The 23,548-nt window shown below is 42.4% G+C and carries 22 protein-coding genes and 2 pseudogenes; 4 read left to right on the plus strand and 20 right to left on the minus strand.

Translation table 11 applies throughout. From position 1 onward, the window contains the following. From H6F42_RS13290 to apcB, 14 genes and pseudogenes are all read right to left on the minus strand, one after another. Window positions 1–207: pseudogene (locus tag H6F42_RS13290) on the minus strand (ISKra4 family transposase); the annotation flags it as partial. Window positions 208–390: 183 nt separating this feature from the next. Beyond that, a complete protein-coding gene (locus H6F42_RS13295) occupies window positions 391–2,037 on the minus strand; it encodes a glycosyltransferase family 39 protein (RefSeq protein WP_190399853.1) in 1,647 nt (548 codons plus the stop codon). Window positions 2,038–2,083: 46 nt separating this feature from the next. After that, window positions 2,084–2,242: a hypothetical protein gene (locus H6F42_RS13300; RefSeq protein WP_190399854.1), complete on the minus strand. Its 159-nt coding sequence runs from the start codon at window positions 2,240–2,242 to the stop codon at window positions 2,084–2,086. Window positions 2,243–2,411: 169 nt separating this feature from the next. Further along, on the minus strand, window positions 2,412–2,621 hold the full coding sequence (locus tag H6F42_RS13305) for a DUF2281 domain-containing protein (RefSeq protein ID WP_190399855.1): 210 nt from the start codon (window positions 2,619–2,621) through the stop codon (window positions 2,412–2,414). Window positions 2,622–2,709: 88 nt separating this feature from the next. Beyond that, window positions 2,710–3,054, minus strand: a complete 345-nt coding sequence (locus H6F42_RS13310) for a XisI protein (protein ID WP_190399856.1) — start codon at window positions 3,052–3,054, stop codon at window positions 2,710–2,712. Next, window positions 3,042–3,455 carry an element excision factor XisH family protein gene (locus H6F42_RS13315; RefSeq protein WP_190399857.1) on the minus strand — a complete coding sequence of 138 codons (414 nt, stop codon included), beginning with the start codon at window positions 3,453–3,455 and terminating at the stop codon, window positions 3,042–3,044. Before H6F42_RS13315 ends, H6F42_RS13310 begins: the two co-directional genes overlap by 13 nt. 13 nt (window positions 3,456–3,468) lie before the next feature. Then, on the minus strand, window positions 3,469–3,882 hold the full coding sequence (locus H6F42_RS13320) for a tetratricopeptide repeat-containing protein (protein ID WP_190399858.1): 414 nt from the start codon (window positions 3,880–3,882) through the stop codon (window positions 3,469–3,471). A gap of 18 nt (window positions 3,883–3,900) precedes the next feature. Continuing rightward, window positions 3,901–6,258, minus strand: coding sequence for a tetratricopeptide repeat protein (locus H6F42_RS13325; protein WP_190399859.1), 2,358 nt, complete (start codon window positions 6,256–6,258; stop codon window positions 3,901–3,903). Between the two features lie 3 nt (window positions 6,259–6,261). Then, on the minus strand, window positions 6,262–6,687 hold the full coding sequence (locus H6F42_RS13330; protein ID WP_190399860.1) for a DUF29 family protein: 426 nt from the start codon (window positions 6,685–6,687) through the stop codon (window positions 6,262–6,264). Window positions 6,688–6,690: 3 nt separating this feature from the next. After that, window positions 6,691–6,978: a hypothetical protein gene (locus H6F42_RS13335; protein WP_190399861.1), complete on the minus strand. Its 288-nt coding sequence runs from the start codon at window positions 6,976–6,978 to the stop codon at window positions 6,691–6,693. Beyond that, a complete protein-coding gene (locus H6F42_RS13340) occupies window positions 6,975–7,172 on the minus strand; it encodes a hypothetical protein (RefSeq protein WP_190399862.1) in 198 nt (65 codons plus the stop codon). Before H6F42_RS13340 ends, H6F42_RS13335 begins: the two co-directional genes overlap by 4 nt. A gap of 53 nt (window positions 7,173–7,225) precedes the next feature. Continuing rightward, window positions 7,226–8,140, minus strand: a complete 915-nt coding sequence (locus H6F42_RS13345) for a response regulator (protein WP_190399863.1) — start codon at window positions 8,138–8,140, stop codon at window positions 7,226–7,228. A gap of 299 nt (window positions 8,141–8,439) precedes the next feature. Beyond that, the gene (fba, locus tag H6F42_RS13350; RefSeq protein WP_190399864.1) at window positions 8,440–9,519 is read right to left on the minus strand and encodes a class II fructose-bisphosphate aldolase; all 1,080 of its coding nucleotides are present in this window, start codon (window positions 9,517–9,519) and stop codon (window positions 8,440–8,442) included. Between the two features lie 320 nt (window positions 9,520–9,839). Next, window positions 9,840–10,340 (minus strand): allophycocyanin subunit beta, encoded by a 501-nt coding sequence (gene apcB, locus H6F42_RS13355; RefSeq protein WP_190399865.1) that lies wholly within the window; start codon window positions 10,338–10,340, stop codon window positions 9,840–9,842. 709 nt (window positions 10,341–11,049) lie between these two features. Here apcB and H6F42_RS13360 point away from each other — a divergent pair. Together H6F42_RS13360 and H6F42_RS13365 are read left to right on the plus strand one after the other, a co-directional pair. Then, window positions 11,050–12,261, plus strand: coding sequence for an FIST N-terminal domain-containing protein (locus H6F42_RS13360; RefSeq protein WP_190399866.1), 1,212 nt, complete (start codon window positions 11,050–11,052; stop codon window positions 12,259–12,261). 189 nt (window positions 12,262–12,450) lie between these two features. Then, window positions 12,451–12,858, plus strand: coding sequence for a hypothetical protein (locus H6F42_RS13365; RefSeq protein ID WP_190399867.1), 408 nt, complete (start codon window positions 12,451–12,453; stop codon window positions 12,856–12,858). Window positions 12,859–12,889: 31 nt separating this feature from the next. Here the strand turns inward: H6F42_RS13365 and H6F42_RS13370 are convergent, their stop codons facing one another. The 4 genes and pseudogenes from H6F42_RS13370 to H6F42_RS13380 all read right to left on the minus strand — a co-directional run bounded on the left by H6F42_RS13370 (window position 12,890) and on the right by H6F42_RS13380 (window position 20,278). After that, window positions 12,890–13,495 (minus strand): transposase, encoded by a 606-nt coding sequence (locus H6F42_RS13370; RefSeq protein ID WP_242018443.1) that lies wholly within the window; start codon window positions 13,493–13,495, stop codon window positions 12,890–12,892. Window positions 13,496–13,784: 289 nt separating this feature from the next. Further along, window positions 13,785–14,004 (minus strand): annotated as a pseudogene (locus tag H6F42_RS21915) (IS1 family transposase); the annotation flags it as partial. A gap of 128 nt (window positions 14,005–14,132) precedes the next feature. Continuing rightward, the gene (locus tag H6F42_RS13375; protein WP_190399868.1) at window positions 14,133–18,137 is read right to left on the minus strand and encodes a magnesium chelatase subunit H; all 4,005 of its coding nucleotides are present in this window, start codon (window positions 18,135–18,137) and stop codon (window positions 14,133–14,135) included. A gap of 419 nt (window positions 18,138–18,556) precedes the next feature. Further along, complete coding sequence (locus H6F42_RS13380; RefSeq protein WP_190399869.1) at window positions 18,557–20,278, minus strand: ShlB/FhaC/HecB family hemolysin secretion/activation protein; 1,722 nt, start codon at window positions 20,276–20,278, stop codon at window positions 18,557–18,559. Window positions 20,279–21,183: 905 nt separating this feature from the next. Between H6F42_RS13380 and H6F42_RS13385 the strand changes: the two genes are divergently transcribed. Then, window positions 21,184–21,693, plus strand: coding sequence for a Tic20 family protein (locus tag H6F42_RS13385; protein WP_190399870.1), 510 nt, complete (start codon window positions 21,184–21,186; stop codon window positions 21,691–21,693). Window positions 21,694–21,870: 177 nt separating this feature from the next. Then, window positions 21,871–22,374 carry a Tic20 family protein gene (locus H6F42_RS13390; protein WP_190399871.1) on the plus strand — a complete coding sequence of 168 codons (504 nt, stop codon included), beginning with the start codon at window positions 21,871–21,873 and terminating at the stop codon, window positions 22,372–22,374. 58 nt (window positions 22,375–22,432) lie between these two features. Here the strand turns inward: H6F42_RS13390 and prmC are convergent, their stop codons facing one another. Then, a complete protein-coding gene (gene prmC, locus H6F42_RS13395) occupies window positions 22,433–23,299 on the minus strand; it encodes a peptide chain release factor N(5)-glutamine methyltransferase (protein ID WP_190399872.1) in 867 nt (288 codons plus the stop codon). A gap of 44 nt (window positions 23,300–23,343) precedes the next feature. Then, window positions 23,344–23,490 (minus strand): hypothetical protein, encoded by a 147-nt coding sequence (locus H6F42_RS13400; protein ID WP_190399873.1) that lies wholly within the window; start codon window positions 23,488–23,490, stop codon window positions 23,344–23,346. Between the last annotated feature and the right edge of the window lie 58 nt (window positions 23,491–23,548).

Here is a 23,548-nt window from a genome sequence, read left to right on the forward strand (position 1 = left end):
CTTTTCCTGCTTTTGTCCCACTGCTTTTTTCGACAAAAAAATTCCCACCTTTGGACTCACGTTCTCCAACATTTGCTCTCTCACGGCTATTTCTATGCCTTCTAGCGTTTTCAGTTGCTCTGCATCTTTGGCTTCCGCATCCCGATATAGGATTTCTGCTATCTCTCTGGTGCAGGCTTCGAGTCTTCCTCTTTCTTCTGGTGTCATTTGCTTGGTCTGGATAATCTTTTTTCTATTTTATCTCTCTTTTCTCCTAAGTATTTCTACTCAGTGCCTAATTGAGATGCTCCCAAATTTTGTTCCTTGATATAGCAATGGTAGAGGTGGCTATGGGCAAATCAAAAACTAACAAAAAAGTAAAAAGTGGCGGCACTTCGTGCCGCCACTTTATTATAGGGAGGTCGATCCGTAGGGTCTGGGATAGGGCTTTAGCATCGGGGAAGCACGATAGACGGGGAAAATCTGTACGGCTTGTCCGCCTCTTTTAATGGGAACATCAGCAATTTTTTCTAAGGATTGGAAGTAGCCTTTATATTTATCTAGCGGTTGGGGAAATCGCTCATCTTTCATGAACTGTTCCGAAGTGATATAGAGGGCAGTCTTGCCTACAAAATCTTCGGCTTTACTCCAATAGGCAAAGCCTCGTAAGTCTTCATCGAAGCAGGTCACTTTTTTGCCCAGTGGCTCGATCGCCATCCCCACTTGTCCCGCCACAAAGAAACTATTGCTAAATACAAAATCCGCTTTTTGTAATTCCGCTTTTAACTCAGGCGAATCGACAAAGGCTTGACGCAACTGCTCAATGTCAATCATCTGCGTCGAAGGATCGTCCTTGGCTTCCCAGAATCCACCTGCGATCGCGGCATTACCACCCTTTTGGGCAATCCCCCAATGCACATGGAGTAAACCAATTAACAAAAGCGGTAAAATTACCATCCCAGAACCCCAAAGCCAATTGCGGATGAATTTGGGGCGCTTTAGCTGCACTTGGGCGGCGCGATCGCCTAATAACAGGGTTGCACCAAAGAATCCGGGCATATGCCATGAGGGGAGAATTTGAATAAAGCCGCCCATAAAGGTAAAACCAAAGAAAATGGGCATGGATAGGCACAAAATCAGCAAGCGCTTTTGATAAAGCAAATCTTGGGCGATCGCTGTTTCTTCCATCTCTGCGTTTAGTTCCGCTTGGGGTTTGCGCTTAAATAGCGTCAATTCCCCAAGAGTGCGAAAACTTGTCCACCATAACGGAAACCCAAAAGTGGGGAATAGATAGCCCAGCGCTAACAAAATTGTTACTAATAATCGCTCGAATTTATAGCCCTGAGATGGAACTGCACGAGCGCTTTGGAAACGGAAAGAAGCCCATTCATGCTGAGAATTCCAATACAGCACAGGGGAAATGGCGATCATAAATAGGGCGATCGCTGCCAACGTCCAAATAGATAATAGGGCGCGACGATGGCGATTACTAACTAAACAAAATAAAACTAAGCCTCCGCCTAGTAATACACCGTGATATTTACCTAAAAAGGCTAAGCCCACCAATAAGCCGATCAGCGCGAGTTTGGAAGTTGGCTGATAGGGCTTGGTGTCATAGACATCGCTAGAGGGGAAAAACTCCTCGGCGGCAACCCATAAACAGGCTGCCCAGAAAAACATCAAGGCATTATCGGGCAGCGTGAGAATACCAAAGGCGATTTGAAAAATAGGAATAGTTGTCAAAATCCCTAAAGTCAGCGTGGCTGTGCGATCGCCAAATAATTTGCGGCTAGCTAAGTAGGAAAAAATTAATGTGCCTGTATAAAGCAAAATCCCACCAATCCGTATCGTAAATGGTGTAACTGCGCCTGTAAGCCATACTCCTAGCCCTGTTGTCAAAGCGACTAGCGGGGGATGGTCAAAATAGCTCCAGTTGAGATTTTGGGTATACAGGTAATAGTAAGCTTCGTCAAAGCCTGTATTCAAATAAATGGCGCAAGTAGCCCGAAATAGGAAACCCCACAATAAGATGGCGATCGCCCACTTATGAATTTTCACTCTAAATTCCTTTAAATTATGTGCGAATAGTTTTAAAACCCTATCGCTATATTTCCCAATTGGCTAGCCATTCCTGAATAATAATTTCGGCATTGGCTACGGCTACGGCATAGCTCTGTCCATCTGTCTCAATTTCAAATCTTTGAATAATTGGAAGCTTGGAAAGTATATTTCTAATCTTTGCAAAATAATTCTCAATCAACAAATTCGGTCTCCTTGATGATTGCTTGTTTTTGCTGCAACTTCTCCAACATCCAAGCTCGGACAAGGCTAATCGGCTAGAGAGCGTAATGTCACAATTAAGCGATCGCGTTCAATTTGTGAGATGTTATCCAGTTGTTTTTGAACTGGTTTAGGGATAATAATTTGATAGCTCATGCCTGATTTGATGCGTATTGTTCGAGGGTGAGATAGTCTCCTAGTTCATAGGCGGATTGAGATGCGAGGAACGTGTCTTGTTCTTCGGTGGTAATTTCTGTATCGATGTAACGGTTTTTGAGAAATAGATCAAAGTCGAGAACTTCGGCTCGGAGTGAATCAGGGAATGCTTCTACTTCTTGAAGGAGTTGTTCTTTGATGGTCATAGTCGAGTTAGTTGAAGAATTTGGGCTAATTTGATTTTAGATGGCTGCAAAGACAGAGATAGCGAGTTGGGGGATTTGGATGGGTACTTTAGGCGATCGCATAGCCTGAAACTTGGCGAATATAAACGGGCTGAAAACCGATGACGATATCTTCTTTTGGCACACCTTTTTCGACGAGGGCTTGACCGATATCGAGTTCGGTATTGTTGATTTGAATCCAAATCTTGCCATTTTTAATATCTAAGTGCATGGAACAACCGTAAACTCGTGTTTTTTGATCCCATCCCACACCTAATACTTGATAGTGATCGTGTTCTGTATCCGATAGAAACTGCATCTCGATCTCGCCATGAGAGGGTTTGTAGGAGGCATAGTGTCCCAAAATCTCTTTGATGATGGTGCGATACTTGGCGATTTTTTCTAGATTTTCCATGTGATAATTACCTCGCTTTCGATATCGTAAACAAAGATTTCTAATTGATATTCAGCAATAACCATATAGGCAAACTCTTTTTGGAAAAAGCTTGCGTAGGCGGTATTTGGAACTGCTAAAAATAGTTTGCGTTCTGGCTCTCTTGCTTTTAATGCTACTCGATAGTTAAGAAATTGTCCGATCGCTTGATGAAAGTCCGTTAGCGATGAAGGATTGATAAAACTTTTGATCTCTACGGCAATTTTTTCATTATTGCGTTCGGCGGCAATGAGTTTTTCGGCTCCAAGATCTATATAAAATTCAACACCTCCAACTTTCAAGAAGAATGGGTCATCAGTAATCTGCCAACCATCTTTGATTAGAGCATTTCTGACTGCATCATGAAATAAATCTTTTGCCATTTCCTTTTTCCTTTTAACTTTTTCCTTTTCTCGTTCGTAAATAGGCAATGGAATTTTTAACGTTTTGCGTATTGGGATGATTGCTACCGAGAACAAATTCACAAATTTCTAGGGCTTGCGAAAATAGCGATTCCGCCTCATCATAACGATTTTGGTGGTAACGTAAAGCTGCGAAGTCGTTGAGACTTATGGCGACATCGGGATGGTAATCGCCTAACAGTTCTTGCCTCAGTGCAAGGGCTTGTTTATACAATGGTTCGGCTGCTTCATATCTTCCTTGCGAACGATACAACTCTGCGAGGTTATTGAGACTGGTAGCGACATCAGGATGGCAATCGCCTAACAGTTCTTGCATCAATTGCAAAGCTTCTAGATAGAGTGGTTCCGCTTTATCGTATCTCCCTTGCGGATAGTATAAAAATGACATTGATAATTCGTTAGATGCCTATTTGATTCCTCCAAACCCTTTTTTGTTTGATGGTTTTGGCTTACTCTTCTTATTTTTTGAGCATTCTTTATAGTTTTCCCGAAGCAACTGTATATTTGGATAAATTACCTGTTCAGCAAGATTTAAAGCTTGCTTATAGAGTGCTTCTGCCTTCTCGGATCTTCCCTGCTTATAATATAAAACTGCAAGGTTATTTAAACTTTGTATAACAGCAGGATGGAGATCTCCAAATAGCTCTTTTCTTAAACTCAGTGCCTGCTTATAGAGTGGTTCTGCCTTCTCATATCTCCCTTGATCTGTATACAATGCTCCTAGATTGTTCAAACTAGTTACAAAATCATGATGTCTATCCCCAAGTAGTTTCTGCCTCAACACTAAAGCTTCTTTATGTAGGGTTTCTGATTCCTTATATCTCTTTTGTAGATAGTACAAATGAGCTAGATTATTTAGACTATCTGCAACATCACAATGACAATCACCTAAATATTTTTTTCTCAAATTCAAAGATTTTTGGAGAAGTGGTTCTGCCTCTTTGTATTTTCCCTGCGAATAGTACTGCGCTCCAAGGTTACATAGACTGGCAGCAAAATCAGGGTGACTCTCACCTAAATATTTTTGCCTCAAATCTAAAGTTTCTTTGTTGAGAGATTCTGCATCCTCATATTTGCCTTGCTCATGATATACGGTTGCAAGGTTATTTTGATTTAGTAAGACAGCAGCATGATTTTTGCCTAAATCTTTTCTCAGCAAATCTAGATTTTGCAAATACATCAATTCAGCTTCTTCATATTTTCCTTGAATAGCATAAATTTTTGCCAAATTAGTTAGACTGACACAAAAAGCTGGGTGTTGCTCACCTAAAATTTTTTGCACGGAAATCACACACCTTTGAAAATGGTCTTCTGCAAGTGCGTATAGTCCTTGTCCTTGATAGAATCTAGCAACTCCTACAAATGCCCACAATAAATCAACATCTTTTTCATGATTTGGTATATCATCGAGCATCTCACGATTCAGCATATCTAAATGAGAAATAGCAGGAGCTATATTTGCAATCAGATTTTGCGTCGGAGATTCAGTCACTTGTTTGGCAATTGCTAGCAATCTCTTAACAAAAGCCTCTCGAAACAGGCGATTTGTTTTAGGCTCTTGAGAAAGTTTCCATTTGAAGAACTCTCTTATCAGAGAATGTACCGCAAATCTTGTGCGATCCTCATCAATTGATTTGAGTAGATGCAAATTAATAAGCAGCTTCCTCGCATTGTGTAAATCCCATTCATCGAAATTCAGTCGGTTTAATCGAAAATAACTAAGAGCTTTATTGAGCAAAGTTTTTGATGACGATTCTGTCTTTTTATTGCCTATCAGGTCTAGTTGCGTTGCTACATCTTCCACCAAACCCCAAGCAATATCCGCAGGAGCAAACAACCCCAACAACATCGCCACCTTACCCGTACCCGCGCTCAACTCTTGCCAACTCAACTCAAACGCCGCAATCACCCCTCGCGTCGCATTAATTTCTTCCGTCTCTTGCAAATCCAATGACTCATCGGCAATGGTCAAGCGTTGTTGATAATCGCTCAGCGACAGATCCTCATCTAATTGCAGATATCGCCCCGCCAACTCCACACCCAAAGGCAAATAACCCAAATATTTACAAATTGCTTTAGCGGCAATCTCTTCACGATCCACCCGCGCCTTGCCTAACAACTTCGCCAACAACTCCAAAGCCTCAGCCTCAGAAATCACATCCAAGGGAATATCCGCAAAATACGGATGGAACTTACGCTTGCGGGTCGTCACCAAAATCTGAAAGCGATCCGCCAATGGTCTAGCTTGCCTAGGAATACTCGCCAGATCGGTCACATCATCAAAAATCACCAACACCTTCCCCTCAGTCGGTGTCCAGTTTTGCCAATACCATTCCGCTTGAGCCTCTACGGTTTGCGACTGCATCACTTTAGGCAAATCTAGATAGCGACTCGCCAAAGTCACCACCGCCTGTGCCAAACCCACACCCCGCAACGACAACCAATACCGCGCCGCATATTCCTGTCGATAGCGCCAAGCATATTGGAGAGCAAGTTCACTTTTGCCCAGTCCGCCCATCCCCTCCACCGCACAGACACTTACCCCTTGTCCCCCTTGCAACTTGGCATGGATGTCCTCTAGTTCTTTCACCCGTCCCACAAAGTTCGGTGAGGCGATCGGTACATTGTCAGGGATGGGCGGATTTACTTTTGACGCTTGATGAATGACGGTTTTATTAACGCTTTGATCGAGATTGGCTGTCAAATTACCGCCAACCGAGACATCTTGAAATCCTGTTTGATTAACTTGCGGTTGTTCGCTCATACATTAATCTCCAGAAACTAAAGCGATCGCCTGATTAATAATCGCATTGCGATCGACCATCGCACCCAACTCAGCCGACTCATATTTTCCCTCAAACGCCTCACCCGCAGCAGCATCTAACGCAATATCATAAGCCTCTTCTATTGTCTCGCGTAGTTCTGAAGGTTCGCAATAATTTCCTTTAGCCTTACGTCGTTGGTTAGTACGCTGAATTTCTCGTACCGAATTTTTAATTGAAAGATCCCACGATCTTGTAGTGCGATTTTCGGCACGTTGTTTGATCAGATGCATCAGCAAGATTTTGGCAAAGCTATAAATCTTGTTGATTTTGTCATCCTTGCTCATTTCTGTCATCTCCTCAACCAACAACAAAGCATCGGAGATATTGCCACTTAGCAAAAATCCCTTCAGTTCTAATAACTCTTCCATCGCCTAAGCCTCCTGAGTTAAATCACCCAAATCAATATCACCCGTTACCTTGACATTTTTTAGCATCGTCTGCTCGACTGAGCCACTGCCCGATGGTGCTGTTTGCTTCATTGATTTTGCCTGAAGGTTTACACCCTCAATATCACTAGCCATCACTTGTACAATTTTAGTCTGTGCCGCCAACTCTTCGACCTTTGCCGCTAGTTGTTGATTACTTGCCAAAAGCGATCGCACTTCATCCAACAACTTCACTATCTCAGGATCATCAGCGATCGCCTCGACATCAATCACAGCTTACTGAGTATCAAAACTTTACCCGCGCTAATGGCTCTTACAATCTGCGTATTTGGCGCTTTACGGCGCATGATTGACCAAAGAGATCGCGCCAGTTTCATTGTCTCATCGGTAATATTTTCGCCAACCTTGGTTAACGAACCTGTTCCCACAATCGCTAACAAACCAACAAAAAGAGAAACTGGTTCCATATTTACACCAATGAACTGCTCAACATATCGATATTAATAAATTAATAATCGCCCTATCCAATTGAACCTCGTTTGGCATAGAAGCGAATACAGGTAAGGGCGATCGCGACTTCATCTGCACATTGCTGAATTGCCGCTACATCACTAGAGTTAATAGCATGGGAATTTAACCATCCCATAAATAATATGCCTAAAACATTCTGGCGGAAGGTAATCGCGATCGCCACATAGGTTTTACATGATTGGTCGGGATCATCTCCATCAAAACAAACTTGTGATTCCCCTGACGCGATCGCCATCTGTACTAGCGGATTATTTGCCAAATCCCAGCGCAAAGCACCACAAATAGCCTGAGTGTCAGTTAAAGCCCCATTTTCAGCTAACTGCAACATCACCCCATCCGCCCCAAAATTTTGCCAAAAAGCACTTGCCAATGGCAATACACAGTTGGATACTTGTTGTGATTTTTGAGCAATTTCTACAATTACGGACAACAAAGCATTTTGAGCTTGAGAGCGAAATAACTCCTCCGAACGTTGCTTCAACAAGTCATAATTTTGAGCAGCTTCGGACACCACTAACCTCAATTGTTCAGGCTCCCAAGGCTTAGTTAAATACTTATGAACTTGCCCCGAATTAATAGCTTCAATCAAATCATTAATATCTGTATATCCAGTCAGCACAATCCGCATCGTATCAGGGAAGTCGGAAACAGTCCGACTAAGAAACTCAGTTCCCTTCATCTCAGGCATTCGTTGATCGGAAATAATTGCTGCCATCTCCCCTTCTTTTGCCAGAATCTCTAGGGCTTGGATACCACTTTCCGCACGAAATACCACAAATTCTCTCCGAAAAGTGCGATATAGCAAATCCAGATTATCTTGCTCATCATCAACCACTAAAATCTTAGGCTTTTTGAGTGATGTTGCTCTATTTGACTCAGCAGCAGAAAACAAATTGGAACTCATGAGCAAAATTTAATGAATACTGGCTGCAAATATAGTAATACCAAATAACAAAAGTATGGTGACACTTTTGTTATTTGAAAACCAAACCTAGTAATACCAAAACCCAACATAGCGTCGCCATTTTGTGTTTTTAAAACCTTTACTGGGCTTGGTTTTTAATTCATAAAAGTGTTGGCACAATTTCACCACAAAAAAATTAAGGGGTGCAATGCACCCCTTAATTTTCTAAAAAGTAGATTTACTCAAGTTTTGCTCAGCAAAGCTCTTTCTTAAGCTATTTTTCAAGCTCTTTATAAGCTTTAAGCCTTAACAACTTGGCGGCTAACTTGCTTCAATTCGCCCTTTGCATACTTAGGAACGAAATCATAAATGCTAACTTGCTTAATCTTGCTAGCTTGACCAGCAGCTTCAAACTGCACATAGCGATCGGCACATACCTTTTGCATGTACTTGATCGAAGGCTTCAAGAAGTGACGAGGGTCGAATTCCTTAGGAGCCTTAAACAAAGCTTCACGTACAGCAGCAGTAATAGCAAGGCGACAATCGGTATCAATATTGACCTTACGAACACCCGACTTAATACCCTTTTGAATTTCTTCAACAGGTACACCATAGGTTTCAGGAATTGCGCCGCCATACTCATTGATCAAAGCAAGTAGATCTTCAGGAACTGAAGAAGAACCATGCATAACAAGGTGGGTATTAGGTAAGCGGTTGTGAATTTCTTCGATACGGCTGATGGCTAAAATTTCACCAGTAGGCTTGCGAGTGAACTTGTAAGCACCGTGGCTAGTACCGATCGCTACTGCAAGAGCATCAACCTGAGTACGCTCAACGAAGTCAGCAGCTTCATCAGGATCGGTAAGAAGTTGCGAATGATCCAACGCACCTTCAAATCCATGTCCATCTTCAGCTTCACCCTTACCAGTTTCAAGGGAACCTAAACAACCGAGTTCGCCTTCGACGCTTGCACCAAAAGCATGGGCAACTTCGACAACCTTAGAAGTAACTTCCAAGTTGTACTCGTAGCTAGCAGGTGTCTTCGCATCAGCTTCCAAAGAGCCATCCATCATCACGCTGGTAAAGCCATTTTGAATTGCCGAGAAGCAAGTTGCAGGCGCATTACCGTGATCTTGGTGCATCACGATGGGGAGATGAGGGTAGGTTTCGGCAGCAGCCAAAATTAAGTGACGCAAGAAATTTTCACCTGCGTAATTGCGCGCGCCACGAGATGCTTGTAGGATTACAGGGCTGTTGGTTTCATTAGCAGCCTGCATGATCGATTGGATCTGCTCCATGTTGTTGACGTTAAATGCAGGAATGCCATATCCATTTTCAGCCGCATGATCGAGCAGCAGGCGCATTGGTACTAAAGCCATATATAAAATCTCTCCTAGACAAAATCGAGCTTGTGCGATTATTAACAATCTTAAATCATTTTGAAGATTATATCTAACCAAAAAAGAAGGGCGGTTAACACCCTTCTTTTTTGGTTAGACATAGCCAGTCTTGTGAGGACACAAAACCCAAGAAGCGAGTGGCGGCGCGAAGCGCCGCCACTCGCTTCTTGGGTTTTGGTTTGTCCTAATGCAAGTGACTACAGCTATAGTTGCCGTCATTTGTGATGAGGACACAAAAAACAAAAGCTATGGCACACACTGCGCGTGCGTCATAGCTTTTGGGTAGTATGGTCAGCTAATTAGATATTTTTTTCGCTAAGTTCGCGGGTCATGTAGTCAAAAGGAGCCGCGAGCCAATCAGCACTCTCGCCCACCAAATCAAAAACAAGTTGCTTCAAAATTTGAATACCTTGAACTGTAGGTCCAATGGGTACGCCTAGAGAGCTATAGGTGTCACGTAAACCTTGTAATACTCTTTCGTCTAGGACATCGTTGTTGCCAGCAACTAGGGCATAGGATGCATAGCGCAAGTAGTAGTCCAAGTCACGCAAGCAAGCGGCAAAGCGACGAGTTGTATAAGCGTTTCCACCGGGACGAATTAAATCGGGTACTTCTTCAAATAATTGCGATCCAGCTTTGCGGACAAGAGAAGCAGCATTAGCAGTGATTGCAGCCGAAGCTCCGAGGCGGGCGCTACCTGTCGCGAAATATGATTTGAGGGTATCCAAGGCATCGCGATCGAAATATTTGCCAGTAGCATCGTAAGTACTGATCAGGCTAGTGATTGCATCCTGTGGCATATAAGGTTCTCCGTTGATTTAGCTTTAATAAATGTATCTGTAAATGTATTTGTAAAGTTTGTAAACTATATATAACTTAAACTTGACAACCAAATCTTTATAGTTGGTTACCGAAGTTATTTTACTGTGCTTTCAGCGTCTCACCAAGACTTGGCAGATCAAAGGCTACTTCAAATAACTTTACATTTGCCTGTGTTGCGCTCAAATTAAAGCACTTTAGAAAAGGTTACTAAAACTTATCAAAAATATTACTCCAAGGATTAGTGTTGCGACGCGTCGCAACACTAATCCTTGGGTGGGAAGGGAGCAATAGATTTGACAATAATTTAATAATCGGGGAAGGCAGTACTCTGTAGAAGATTGAAAAACTGAAATGCAGCGCTTCCACAAACTAAAAAAAATGCTAAGCAACTAAAAGCCTAAACCCTTTGGCACAAGCTGCCCGTGCGCCGAAGATTGTGGGTCTGTTTATTAATTATGCCTAATAGAGAGTTTCGGCGTTTTGCACCGCAACTCTCTATTAGGTTTTACGGCTGGAGTAGCTATAGCTATAATGAGAATCTTTATAGGAACTTAGGGCAAATGTAGGAATTATGTCGCTGCAATGTAAGCTTAGATACTAAGCTTACATATAGAGGGTTTATTTCAAATCCTTTCAAGCAATTTATTAAAGAACTATTGGAAGTGAACTTGAGTTGGGGCTAGGTGTATGAATTGGATTAGTAGTCTTTCGACGAAAATATCCTTGGAAGCTGCGGTGCAAGACCTGTCCCAGCAAGTTATTGCGGCGCTAGGTGAGAAATCGCTTGATTTAGGCTTTTTATTTGTTTCGACTGCCTTTGCTAGCGACTATCCGCGTCTTTTGCCTCTAATTGCTGACCATCTACCTATTAAGAAATTAATTGGTTGCTCAGGCGGTGGCATTGTAGGCAATGGTCGTGAGTTTGAAGATAAACCCGCGATCGCTTTATTAGTAGGTCATTTGCCCAATACTGAAGCGAAGGTATTTCATTTAGATGACAATGATCTCCCCGATCTTGATAGCTCACCCGCTCGCTGGGAAAAACTAACGGACGTTGATCCTGCAAACTTGCCTAGCTTTGTATTAGTTGGTGATCCCTTTTCCTTTCCAATCAATGATTTGATTCAGGGGCTTGATTTTGCCTATCCTCAAGCGGTTAAGGTGGGCGGATTAGCTAGCAGTGGCGGTATGGGAGCCAATGCTTTGTTCTGCTTCCATGAAGAAAATAAATATAAACTCTATCGCACAGGATTGTTGGGAGTAGCACTCTGGGGAGATGTAACTATTGATCCCGTAGTTGCACAGGGCTGTCGTCCTATTGGTCGAGTCTTGCAGGTTTCGGAGTGCGAACGCAATTTGATTTTAGGATTGGAAGGCAAACCGCCGCTTACGCTCTTACAAGATACGGTAGGTGATCTGAGTCAGAGTGATCGCGAACTGGCGCAGCATTCTTTATTCATCGGTGTAGTGATGAATGAGTTTAAAGCTGATCCCTCTCAAGGCGATTTCTTAATTCGGAATATTATTGGGGTCGATCCGCGTTCTGGGGCGATCGCGGTAGGCGATCGGATGCGTCCGGGGCAGAGAATTCAATTGCATTTACGCGATGGCAAGGCATCTGCGGAGGATCTTGAGGAAGCTTTAGTTAACTACACCAATCAGTTAAGTTTAGAAGCTCCCAATGTTTCGCCGACAGCAGCCCTGATGTTTTCCTGTATGGGTCGTGGTGAGCGCTTATACGCTAAACCTAATTTTGATTCAGAGCTATTACAAAAGCATATTGGGTTAGTTCCACTGAGTGGCTTTTTCTGCTCAGGAGAGATAGGACCTGTAGGGGGAACCACATTTTTGCATGGCTATACCTCTGTATTTGGTATTGTCCGTCCCAAAAATCCATAAAAAATTTTAAAAGTGCCGCTTCGCGGCACTTTTAAAATTTTGGGGTAAAGCTCTGTATTGCGATTGTTTATTGCTTTTAGTAACAAATACTTAGGAAGTTAGAAGCTCGTGCTACGGTATATGCAGTTGTAATAAGGGATTAACTCACTAATTGAGAAGTCTTTGAGGGAAGAGAGAAGGATTAACTGAATGTTAGATTTGTATTGTTTGGGCGATTCACTGGGTAATTTCTCGCGATCGCATTGTGTGGAGATCTGTGCATTTCTTGTGCCTGCTAATTTGATCGCTACATCACAAACGATTTTATTTACAGTTTTTAAGCGATCGCCTATCAAAATTTTCACAATTACGGCTGGGGCGATCGTCTATGCACTCCTAATGATTTCCCACGTAATTAGTTGGTATATTGTGGGTGTGGTGATGGCTCCCACCTTTATCTTGATGTTTTTAGGAATTGGTTGCTTAGCCATTAACTGTGTGGCGATTTGGTTAAAAGCGAATCACATTGAGATGGATTATTTGGGAATTTTAAGCAAGTTTTTTAAGAAATATAGCTCTAGCCCCAATCGGTTTCATAAGAACTATGGCAATAGCTAAATTATAAAAATGTTAGAACTCATTTGGTATCTTAGGAAGCTTTAGCAATGCGCTTAAGCATAAGCCTGATAAAGCAAAGTTTGAGTCTAGCATTAGCATTGTCGAGAGTTCTGTCGAAGTTTTTGACAAGGCTTTTACATTTTTCCACCCAAGCATTACTTCTTTCAACTACCCAACGCACGGGAATAGCTACAAAACCAGATTTTCTCGATGCTTCCTTTTCTGCTTTTGATAGCTTTGGTGCAAGCTTAAACTTGATTTTAGTCATAATCTGTGGATAAATCTTCTCCAGTTCTTTTGTGAGATTTTCAGGGTTATACCCGTGATCCATTATCGTTATCTTGGAAACGTTCAGTGGTTTCGATTTGAAATAGTCAATATTTTGCTCAAACATTTCAATTAATCCCCGATCATCGGATACGCTTGCTTTGGTAGAGTACGTAAAAAATGGGAAACCTAATGTATCAACAGCTAGATGTCGTTTAATGCCGTTGGTGGACTTGTAGTGACAAAACCCTTTTGACTCAATGCTTGCATTACAGGTGTTTTTTGTGGCTTGTGAATCAACGATGATTAAAGTTGACCACTTTGGCTTTTTTTTAACTTGTTCTCTTGCCTGTGCGTGCAATTCGATCATGATTGTTGCTATTGAACCTGACTCTTTGGGCAATGATCTCCCATTCTGGATCACTTAAATCGAATTTTAGATAAGGCTTTTACTTTTTCTTGAAGTTGCTTGAAAATGTCACTTGCAAATTTTCTAAAAAATAAATTTCGATACTCTAAATCGATATCATCTTTTTTATCTTTAAATTCTACAATTGTAGGAATCATTGAGCGGCTACTAATGTTTGTAGCAATAAAATTTATCCTCAAATCGCGAATATTAAGTGAGTCGGTGGATGCTCTGGTAATTGTTGGGCTGCTTGTTTAACCCAGTTGATGACAGTGTTGCGACTAACATCGGTACATCTGTCAATTTGTCTAAAGCCCATACCATTGCAGTACATTTTTAGGCATATTTTTTTTGACATCGAGGGAATATCCTAGCACTGAGTAGTTATCAATGAACTGGCGACCGCAATCAGCGCAAATATGATTTTGTTTATCTCCTCGTCTCCCTGAATCACATTTTGGACATTTCATTGCTTTTCATTGCTTAAAACTCGTTATCTTTTATTTACTCATTCATCTTTTATTTGTGCAATGCCTAAAATCAACAGGTGAGGTAAATTAATTACCCCACCTGCTTTTGAATTTTACTAAATCAAAAACTATTCGACACCTTCAATGCGGTCTTCGAGTTCTTGATATAGCTCACGCAATCTATCCAGATTCTCTTCACTGGTTTCCCAATAGCCGCGACCATTGACTTCTAGAAGCGTACCAACAATCTTACGGAACGAATTGGGGTTGAGATTTTTGAGGCGATCGCACATCTCTTTATCGTTCACATAGACATCATTGACATCTTCGTAAACCCAGTTATCTACTGCGCCAGCCGTTGCCGACCAACCCATTGTGTTTACAAGGCGCTTCGAGATTTCGCGCACACCTTCATAACCACTCTTGAGCATTCCCTCATACCATTTAGGATTGAGAATCTTAGTACGGGTGTCGAGGCGGACGGTCTCAGTCAGGGTACGGACTTGAGCATTGGCTGTCGTGGTGTCAGCAACAAAGGAGGCAGGTTTTTTACCATCTTTGCGGAGACTGCCAACGAGCTTGGTGGGGTCAGAGTCGAAGTAGTGGGATACATCGGTGAGACTGATTTCTGACGAGTCCAAGTTTTGGAAGGTCATGTCAACGGTCTTCAGTGAGGCTTCGTAAAGCTGACGCTGTTGTGTATTGCTGACGTTCGCACCAAAGGCGAAGGACTTGCGCGATAGATACATCTGTTGCAATTCTTCTTCGTTTTCCCATGTGCTGTTTTCCACAGCAAGGTTAACGTTAGAGGAATAGGAACCCGATGAGTTGCTGAAGACGCGAGTTGCGGCTTGACTGATGGTTAAACCAAATTCTTCCGCTTGGGCGATCGCGTGCTTACGGACAAAGTTCATTTCCAAAGGCTCATCGGCATCGGCAGCCATTCTCACGGCGCGATCGATCAAGTCCATTTGGTTCACAAACAAATCACGGAATACGCCTGAACAGTTGACGACCACATCAACGCGAGGTCTACCTAGTTCTTCAAGGGGAGTTAGTTCCAAACGGTTGATGCGTCCAAGAGCATCAGGCATGGGCTTCACGCCAATCATGCAGAGAACTTGAGCGAGGGATTCGCCGTAGGTCTTGATGTTGTCGGTTCCCCAAAGGACAACTGCGATCGTTTCAGGATAGACTCCGTTGTTATCTTGACGTTGACGCTCTAAGAGGCGATCGACTACGGTTTTCGCAGCTTGGACTGCGGCGCTCGTAGGGATCGAGTTAGGGTCGAGAGCGTGCATATTCTTGCCAGTGGGCAGAACCAAAGGATTACGAATTGGGTCACCACCGGGGCTAGGGGTAATGTAATCGCCTTCGAGAGCTTTGATCAATCCGCCAAGTTCATTGTCAGCGACAACTTGCTTGAGGCAGAACTCTAGAAACTCAAATAGAGGCTTGATGTCATCTTTATTGATATTGGGATAGCCATTCTCTTGGAAGACTTCAATCCAAGGTTCAGTTTTGCCCATTCTAAAAAAGTTGAGAACTGAGAGTTTAGAAACTCTGCCATCGTCATCAGCTTTGGCTTTGACCAATGCGCCTACGGCTTTATTGGCGATCGCCCTAATACCAGCCAACAATTCCACATCGGCGTAAATACCCTTGTCGCTGGATTTGTAAAGCTGTTCGATATCGCGTCCGATCGCTTCACACATAATTCTCAAAAGAGACTTCATGTTGTCTTCGGGGCGATCAAAGCTGGCGATGCTAGTTAAAACATCCGTAACATCTTCGACCTTAGGAGGTTCGCCAACAACGTGTAAGCCACAAGGTAGAACGCGGGACTCGATTTCCATCAGCTTGTTGTAAACTTGACCGATGACGTTATCGCGTTCTTCAAGAGACATTTCCTTAGCATCTTGTTCGGGAAGCTGGACATCCTTATCTAGATTGACTAAGCGCACCTTGTCCATAATTGTGTTGGTGATTTGGACACCACGACCACCGAGGCGTAAATCTTTGTAAGACGCAATCAATTCGCTCAGTTCTTGCAAGTTACGGCTCAAGCCAGCATTCTCAGGCGCAGGGGTGATGTAACTGATTATTGTGGCATAACCGCGACGTTTAGCGATCGTGGCTTCCGATGGATTATTAACTGCGTAGTAATAGATGTTTGGCAGCGCACCAATCAGGCTGTCAGGGAAACATTCACCAGACATACCCACCTGCTTCCCTGGCATGAATTCCATTGAGCCGTGAGTTCCGAAGTGGAGGACGGCATCAGCGCCCCAGATATGGTTGAGATAGGTGTAGTAAGCCACGAAGCCATGATGGGGGGAAGCGGATTTGCTAAATAGCAAGCGCATCGGGTCGCCTTCATAACCAAAGGTGGGTTGCACACCTACGAAGATATTTCCGTACTGCTTACCGTAAATGAGCAAGTTCTGTCCATCGGAGTTCAAATGCCCCGGGGCGGCTCCCCATTGCTCGATAATGCGATCGACGTAGGGCGTATTGGCTTCATACTCAGGAACAGACATCTTATAGGCAACATTCAATTCAGGACTGCCAACCATGGCTTCAGGGTTATGCAGAATTTCAGACATCATGTCGTGGGATGTCTTTGGTAATCCTTGAACGTCGTAACCATTATTCCCAAGAGCTTCCACTACCTTATGAATGGAAGAGAATACATCTAAATAAGCGGCGGTTCCAATGTTGCCTTTATCGGGAGGGAAGCTAAAAATCGTGATTGCAAGTTTCTTCTCATGGCGAGGTTTGCGGCGGAGATTTGCCCACTTGATCGCACGGTTGGCGATGGTTTCTAAGCGATCGCCTAAAGCATGGGAACGACCAGTTGCACTATCACGCCCCGAAAGCACAATCGGATCAAGTCCGCCATCGAGTTCTGGTAAGGCGACTTGTAGCGCTACTTGCACAGGATGTAAACCCAAATCACTATCTTGCCATTCTTCAGTGGTTTGGAAGACAAGGGGCAGAGCCACCATGTAGGGACGATTCAACTTTTCGAGAGCTTCGATCGCCTTAGGATGATCTTGCTTAGCAGGGCCCCCAACCAGAGCAAAACCAGTCAGTGACACAACGCTATCGACGATCGCCCGATCCTTTTGCTTAGGATCATAAAAATATTCTTCTACAGCCTTCGAGAAATCTAAGCCCCCATTGAATACGGAAATTACTCTAGCCCCCAGAGATTCCAATTCCTGTACCATCGCCACATAATGCGCGTCATCGCCTGTGACTAAGTGCGTTCTCGCCATCAGCAGACCCACACAGGGCGCGAGAGGATCTTTCATATCATCGGGAATATCGGTACGCGAGTTGTACCAGTTCAAATAATCGGCAGTACTCTCGAACATTTTCGGCGCGAGAGGATGCCATAGCCCCATATCGAGATAAGTGACAGGCTCTTTAATTTGGAGTGGAGCCGATCCATCTTCTTTCGCTCTCGCTTTAACACTAGGCAAATAGTTTTGCGCCAACATCAACAGGAAGTTTTCTAGATTCTCAGTAGAACCACCCAGCCAATACTGGAAGCTCAACATGAAGTTACGAGCATCCTGCGCCCGATCCATTGGCATATATTTAAGAATCTTCGGCAGGGTCTGCACGACCTTAAGCATACTGTCTTGGAAAGAACTGCCTGACTTCTCTTTGCGCTTCCGCATGAACTGAGCGATCGCACTTTTCGACTGCCCTAGATTTTCCATACTAAAGCTGCCCATCTTATTGAGGCGCATCACTTCAGGCATGGAGGGAAATACTACGCAAGCGGATAGGCGATCGCGATGGGGTTGCACTGCTTGAGCAATCTTAGTTGCCATATCATCGATAAAAATCAACGAAGCAATAAACATATCGGCTTCGGCGACATCATCTTTGAAGGCTTCGTAGTTTTCAGGGCTACGCAATTCTTCGATTAAATAACCACTTACCTCGATCGCTAGGTTAGGGTTGTTCTTATTAATTGACTTTACAGCCGCCGACATAGCGCTCTGATATTGAGGTTCAAGCACTACATAGACCAACTTCATTAAGACCCGACCCTGTAGATTTTCGGGAATGATACGTCTACCAGATAATGTTGCGATCGGTGGCACAGAAGTGAACATGCAGTCTCCTTAAATTACTGTCCTGATTTTTTGGGGGTTATATATTGCGTTTGGTTATGGCTTGCCAAAAATGTTACGTAGCGTAACATTTAGCAATTAAAGATTTATACCTATTCACTATTTAATACCAGACAACCATTGCAGTGGTTGATTTTGGGCAATAAATGCAATAATTTGAAATTGATTTGTTTACATTTCGTTATATATCTTAAGCTTGGAGCTTACAAAGTGTAAATATTTCTTGCATTAATGTGATGCAGGCAAGGTGAGTCATATAACTCGCCTTGCCCTATTGCCAATACCAAAACACTTTTGGGAATTGGTATAACGTCAAAAATCAAAGCCCAAGCAGAGAATGGCGGCGCATTGCGCCGCCATTCTCTGCTTGGGCTTTGCTCTGCGCCGCCTTTATCCTTAGTTTAAAAATTACCGTTTATGGAAAAATATAGTCCTGAATCTTGGAGATTTGAGCCAGAGTTATTCGCATTGACTAGGGGAATGCCATAGTCAATGCGAAATATGAGATTACGAAATGGTTGATACTGCGCTCCTAGTCCTAACCCAAATAAAGTTTGGGGACTGGGATTAGTAGTACGGGTATTCCAGATTGTGCCACCTTCAACGAATGGAAGTAATTTGACAATCGGAAATCCATCTTCGTTTCTGACTATAGGAAGTTGCACCTCAATAGATCCTTGAATACCACTATCACCCGTAGTTTGGTTTTGACGATAGCCACGTACCGACTGAGGACCTCCCACGCTGAACCGATTGAGAGACAATAAGCGATCGCCTGTTAGCTGCATATTAAGTCTAAAAAATGCCAGAGTATCGCGATCGTTGCCCAGCCTTTGTACACGTAAAGCTTGACCAGTCCAGTATAAAAATCTGCCATCGGGGGAACCGTCATTCCGAATAGTTGCTCCCAGAATATTTAGCCCAGCATTAAAGCTAGACCGAAACGCCCAAGCTCCTGACGTATCACGATTGACATATTCTTGACTCAGTTTTAACACTCTTGCTTGCGATCGCCCATCATCAAACGCTAAATTCTGAAAGTTAAAGGATTTTCCATCAAAAGACGAAGCACTATCTTCAAAGGAAATGCCAATTCCTACAGCTAGCTCTTCTCGAGGATTGCGAATTAGCGGCTGACGGTAGCTCAACTCATACACCTTAGAATCTGTCGCGATGTTTAAGCTGGCAAATTCAGGCTGAGTCACCCGACTATCGCCAATCGAGGCACTAAAACTCAATGTCCCGCCTGTCGGGTTTAGAGGGTATTGATAGCCGATCCCGTAGGTGTTAGAGCTACCTGATCGGAGGTAGCTAATCGATGCGCTGTCACCAATACCTGTTAAATTTGCCTCCTGCACGCTAATTCCTGCGCGATATATGCCCGAGGACACGTTGCCATAGTTATCAGTAAACAGGCGGGTATTAAAGGTTTTGGCTTCAGAGAAAGTAATTTGTAATACGCTTTGGTCGGGGTTTGACCCTGCGGTAAGATTGGCTCGGATATCTGACAGTAATGGATCTGAGCGTAAAAGCTGTAGTTCTTCTTCTAAACGGGTGAAGTTAAGAGGAATATTCGCCGCTAGAGACGCACGACTCCTCACATAGTCATAATTGAGCCGACCTTCGGCATCACCTGCTCGTTTAATGTCAATCCGTTCTAAAGAGCCTTCTAAGACTTTGATGGTGACAACGCCATCTTTAATATCTTGTGCTTCAATGATGGCGCGAGAAGTAATGTAATTTCGCTCTTGATAAAACTCGGTGACTTTATCCGCTATTTCCCGTAATTGATTAAAAGTTAAAGACTTATTAAGGTAAGGATCGGTAATTTTAGATATTTCGGCTGTTGTCAAAATTGAGCTACCAACAACTCGGATTTGTTTGACTGGAATCAAAACTTCCTGTGTGGTTAAATCCGTTTTTCCATTCAATTGTTTGGTTTTAGAGTCTAGTTCTTTAAGGCTAGATCTGAGAATGGGATTGGCTGAGAGACTGCTAACGTTATAGCCTGTAAATGTGGCTATTGATAAGCCCAGAGCTAGTCCAAGGCGCTTTAAATTTAAGATATATCGCAATCCTAAATGATTTGAGAGAATACGCTCCTTGGAAATGCACTCTCTCAAATCATTTAATCGCCCAAATAAAAGAGGATTGCTATATAAGTAGTCATTTGTTTTTTGTGTAGCTGGTTTGCGTGATCGCCTTGCCAAATTTACCACTCTTATATCCTCACACAATCATTTCGTCAGGTTATCACAACTTTAATCAATTAGGATTAAGTATTTGGACATAATTAAAAGTGAGATTCAAAACCTATGGCTCACTCTCCACTTGCGCCATAGGCTTTGAGATTTCATATTTAAGTGTGCCTAGCTACTTAAAGCACTATTAGTTATTTGTTTGATAAAGTTTCAAATTAAGATTTAGGTAGTTTAGCCTACTATTTCTAGCGATCGCATCCGCCAAAAGTTCTTCAGGAATGTGACAATTAATTAACTAGATCGCAAGGGTTTATGCTTATTTAAAAATAAGTGCTTGTGCAAAATAAATTACCAAAACCCGTAAAGTTGCGCCCCTACAGGATGCAACTTTACGGGTTTTGATTTGTAGTTAATTATGCCTAGCTACTTACAGATAAATTCTGAAAAAACTGAATCTACAATCTTTTTGAGAATTTATCTAGGGTATAGCAGGTGTAAATCAAGCAAGGCAAATTATGGCTGTAGTCACTTGCATTAGGACAAACCAAAACCCAAGAGGCAAGTGGCGGCGCTTCGCGTCGCCACTTGCTTGTGTCCTAACAAGACTAGCCATACTATTTCTTCAGCGATGACTGGGAAACAAGGATAATACTTCCTTCACAGTCTATTAAAACCGAAGAATTAGCTATGCGGCGCGAAGCGCCGCATAGCTAATTCTTCGGTGCGTAGGGAGTAGGACAAAAACAAACATGAGAGGTCACAGCTATATTTGAGCTAAGATCTAGCCATATTTGATCAATTAACGCGCTGAAATTAAGGAAACCTTTATGACATGGCAGCAATCCGCTTCACCTCTGCACCGCTTTTATAGCTGCTTGCCTTACTTATTGCCAATGTCGGCTGGCGTAATTTATGGAGCCGTTTTATTTCAACAGTTTCCTTTGCTCATTTTCCCCTTTATTCCCTTTGTGTGGCTATATGGAAATGTCTTAGCCTTTCCCTTAGTCCCTTTGTTGGGGTTGACTGGTGAATTTTTTCTGTTTATGGGGTTATATTTCTTAGTTGTAAGGGATGCCCGCGTGCCTCACTTTATTCGCTTCAATGCCATGCAAGCTTTGCTGATGCAAATTGTGTTGTTCATCGCTCAACTTTTTTTTCAGGTTCTAGAGCAGGTATCCAGCAATGCGTTGCCTTCAGTAATTAGCTCAATCTTTGCAAATACCATCTTTATCGGTACAACCTTATTAGCGGGATATGCTGTTTATCAAAGTATTAAAGGAGAATATTCGGATATTCCTACACTCTCTCAAGCTGCATCATTTCAGTGTGATTTGTAAGTTAATTAACTATTTGAATGATGGGGCTGTCTAATTTCTAAACATCATCAATAGCTAGGCATAATTAAAAAAACACATCCAAAAGCTGTGCCACACACACAGCGTATGTCACAGCTTTTAGTTTTTATATTTAATTGCGCTCACCTACTTAAATTAAACTAAAAAACAAGATTAGTTATGGCAAGACGTAGTTCAGTTGATTATTTAGATAGGTTATATGCTAGTTTGCCCTACTTTTTACCTATTACCGCAGTAGTTCTATTTGGCACTTTTTTGTTTCTTCAGTTTCCACCTTTAGCTTTAGCTTTTCTACCAATTTTTAAACTAAATCAGATTTTGTCAATTTCAATTATTGATTTTATCTCAATCCGTTTTGTTGCTTGGTTTTGTGTGTTTATTTTTGTTGTAAGAAGCTACAAGGTAAATCATTTTATTCGCTTTAATGCGATGCAGGCTTTACTGTTAGATATTATTATTGCTCTCGTTGGGGCAGTAACCGAGCTTTTAGCAGTGATTTTGGGTAGGAGTGAAGCTTTTGGATTTATATTGCAGATCATTGCTAGTGTGACTTTTTTGGGGATTACGGCGGCTTTTCTTTATTCAGTATTTCAATGTGTGCGGGGTAAATATCCCGATAAAATTCCCGTAATATCTGAAGTTGCTTATTTTCAAGTCCGCTAAATCTTCAATTTTCAAAAGAAAAAGCCTTGCTATGCAAGGCTTTTTCTTTTGAAAATAATTAAGCGATTTGAGCAGATATAAATCTATTAATCCCTGCATAGTCTTGATGGATTTGAATATTTGTATAACTGCCATTTTTTATTAATAGCGATCGCACAATTTCCGCTTGACCTTTCATCATCTCAATAATCCAAAACCCACCCGAAATTAAATATATTGGGGCAGTATTTACTAACTCCCGAATATCATCAAGCCCATCTCTGCCGCCATCAAGTGCCGAGTGTGGCTCATGATTAGTCACTTCTGGCTGTAAATTTAAAACTTCATCGCTCGGAATATAGGGAGGATTAGAAACAATTCCTGCTAGTTTATTTTGCAGATTTAATTTCGCTAATGGCTCAAACCAACTACCATGATGAAATTGTATTTTCTGGTTGTTATTGTTTGCATTTAACGTAGCAATTTCTAACGCATCTTTACTGTAATCAATAGCATGAATTTCTGCTTTTAGAAAATGCTGAGCTAAGGCGATCGCGATCGCACCGCTACCCGTTCCTAAATCCACCCAGATCCCATTTTGATAAATCGCGTCTTGGCAATGCTCGGCAATAATATCAATAATTAATTCCGTTTCAGGACGGGGGATTAAAACGGCAGGAGTAACTTGTAAATCTAGATCGCGCCACATTAATGATCCTGCTAAATATTGCACAGGCAGGCGATCGCTTAATCTTTGTTGCCAGAGTTGATCGAGTTTAGTTAATAATTCAGGCGTAATTTTTTCGCTGACACTTGGTGATCGCAATCTTAGGTCTAACTTATCTAAACAAGTTAAACGTAAGACTAGCCACTCTAATTCATATTTGGGTACGTCATGCTGCTTTGTGGCTAAAAGTTGGCGATCGTACCATTCCCAAAAGTTCATAATTAATCTTCCCAAACAAAAGGCTCGCTAAGCGAGCCTTTTGTTTATTTTTTGCGCTTGCTCATGTCTTCGAGATAAGCCTGTTGGTAACTCAGAAAGCGATTATGCCAGTCTTGAAAACGGCGATCGCCATCACGTACCAACATTTGGCGATATTTTTCTGAAGAAGTATATGGTTTTGAAGTTGACATAATTTATAACTGCTAAATTGAGACTATTGTAGCTTGATTTCACATTCAACAATTTGTT

The organism is Pseudanabaena sp. FACHB-1998 (assembly GCF_014696355.1).
GTDB lineage: Bacteria > Cyanobacteriota > Cyanobacteriia > Pseudanabaenales > Pseudanabaenaceae > Pseudanabaena.

What these genes read in the sequence shown, in the direction of transcription:
- H6F42_RS13305 (WP_190399855.1), bottom strand. Translation starts at nt 2,621, where the DNA reads ATGACCATCAAAGAACAACTCCTTCAAGAAGTAGAAGCATTCCCTGAT.
- H6F42_RS13310 (WP_190399856.1), bottom strand. Translation starts at nt 3,054, where the DNA reads ATGGAAAATCTAGAAAAAATCGCCAAGTATCGCACCATCATCAAAGAG.
- H6F42_RS13315 (WP_190399857.1), bottom strand. Translation starts at nt 3,455, where the DNA reads ATGGCAAAAGATTTATTTCATGATGCAGTCAGAAATGCTCTAATCAAA.
- H6F42_RS13320 (WP_190399858.1), bottom strand. Translation starts at nt 3,882, where the DNA reads ATGTCATTTTTATACTATCCGCAAGGGAGATACGATAAAGCGGAACCA.
- H6F42_RS13325 (WP_190399859.1), bottom strand. Translation starts at nt 6,258, where the DNA reads ATGAGCGAACAACCGCAAGTTAATCAAACAGGATTTCAAGATGTCTCG.
- H6F42_RS13330 (WP_190399860.1), bottom strand. Translation starts at nt 6,687, where the DNA reads ATGGAAGAGTTATTAGAACTGAAGGGATTTTTGCTAAGTGGCAATATC.
- H6F42_RS13340 (WP_190399862.1), bottom strand. Translation starts at nt 7,172, where the DNA reads ATGGAACCAGTTTCTCTTTTTGTTGGTTTGTTAGCGATTGTGGGAACA.
- H6F42_RS13345 (WP_190399863.1), bottom strand. Translation starts at nt 8,140, where the DNA reads ATGAGTTCCAATTTGTTTTCTGCTGCTGAGTCAAATAGAGCAACATCA.
- fba (WP_190399864.1), bottom strand. Translation starts at nt 9,519, where the DNA reads ATGGCTTTAGTACCAATGCGCCTGCTGCTCGATCATGCGGCTGAAAAT.
- apcB (WP_190399865.1), bottom strand. Translation starts at nt 10,340, where the DNA reads ATGCCACAGGATGCAATCACTAGCCTGATCAGTACTTACGATGCTACT.
- H6F42_RS13360 (WP_190399866.1), top strand. Translation starts at nt 11,050, where the DNA reads ATGAATTGGATTAGTAGTCTTTCGACGAAAATATCCTTGGAAGCTGCG.
- H6F42_RS13365 (WP_190399867.1), top strand. Translation starts at nt 12,451, where the DNA reads ATGTTAGATTTGTATTGTTTGGGCGATTCACTGGGTAATTTCTCGCGA.
- H6F42_RS13370 (WP_242018443.1), bottom strand. Translation starts at nt 13,495, where the DNA reads ATGATCGAATTGCACGCACAGGCAAGAGAACAAGTTAAAAAAAAGCCA.
- H6F42_RS13375 (WP_190399868.1), bottom strand. Translation starts at nt 18,137, where the DNA reads ATGTTCACTTCTGTGCCACCGATCGCAACATTATCTGGTAGACGTATC.
- H6F42_RS13385 (WP_190399870.1), top strand. Translation starts at nt 21,184, where the DNA reads ATGACATGGCAGCAATCCGCTTCACCTCTGCACCGCTTTTATAGCTGC.
- H6F42_RS13390 (WP_190399871.1), top strand. Translation starts at nt 21,871, where the DNA reads ATGGCAAGACGTAGTTCAGTTGATTATTTAGATAGGTTATATGCTAGT.
- prmC (WP_190399872.1), bottom strand. Translation starts at nt 23,299, where the DNA reads ATGAACTTTTGGGAATGGTACGATCGCCAACTTTTAGCCACAAAGCAG.
- H6F42_RS13400 (WP_190399873.1), bottom strand. Translation starts at nt 23,490, where the DNA reads ATGTCAACTTCAAAACCATATACTTCTTCAGAAAAATATCGCCAAATG.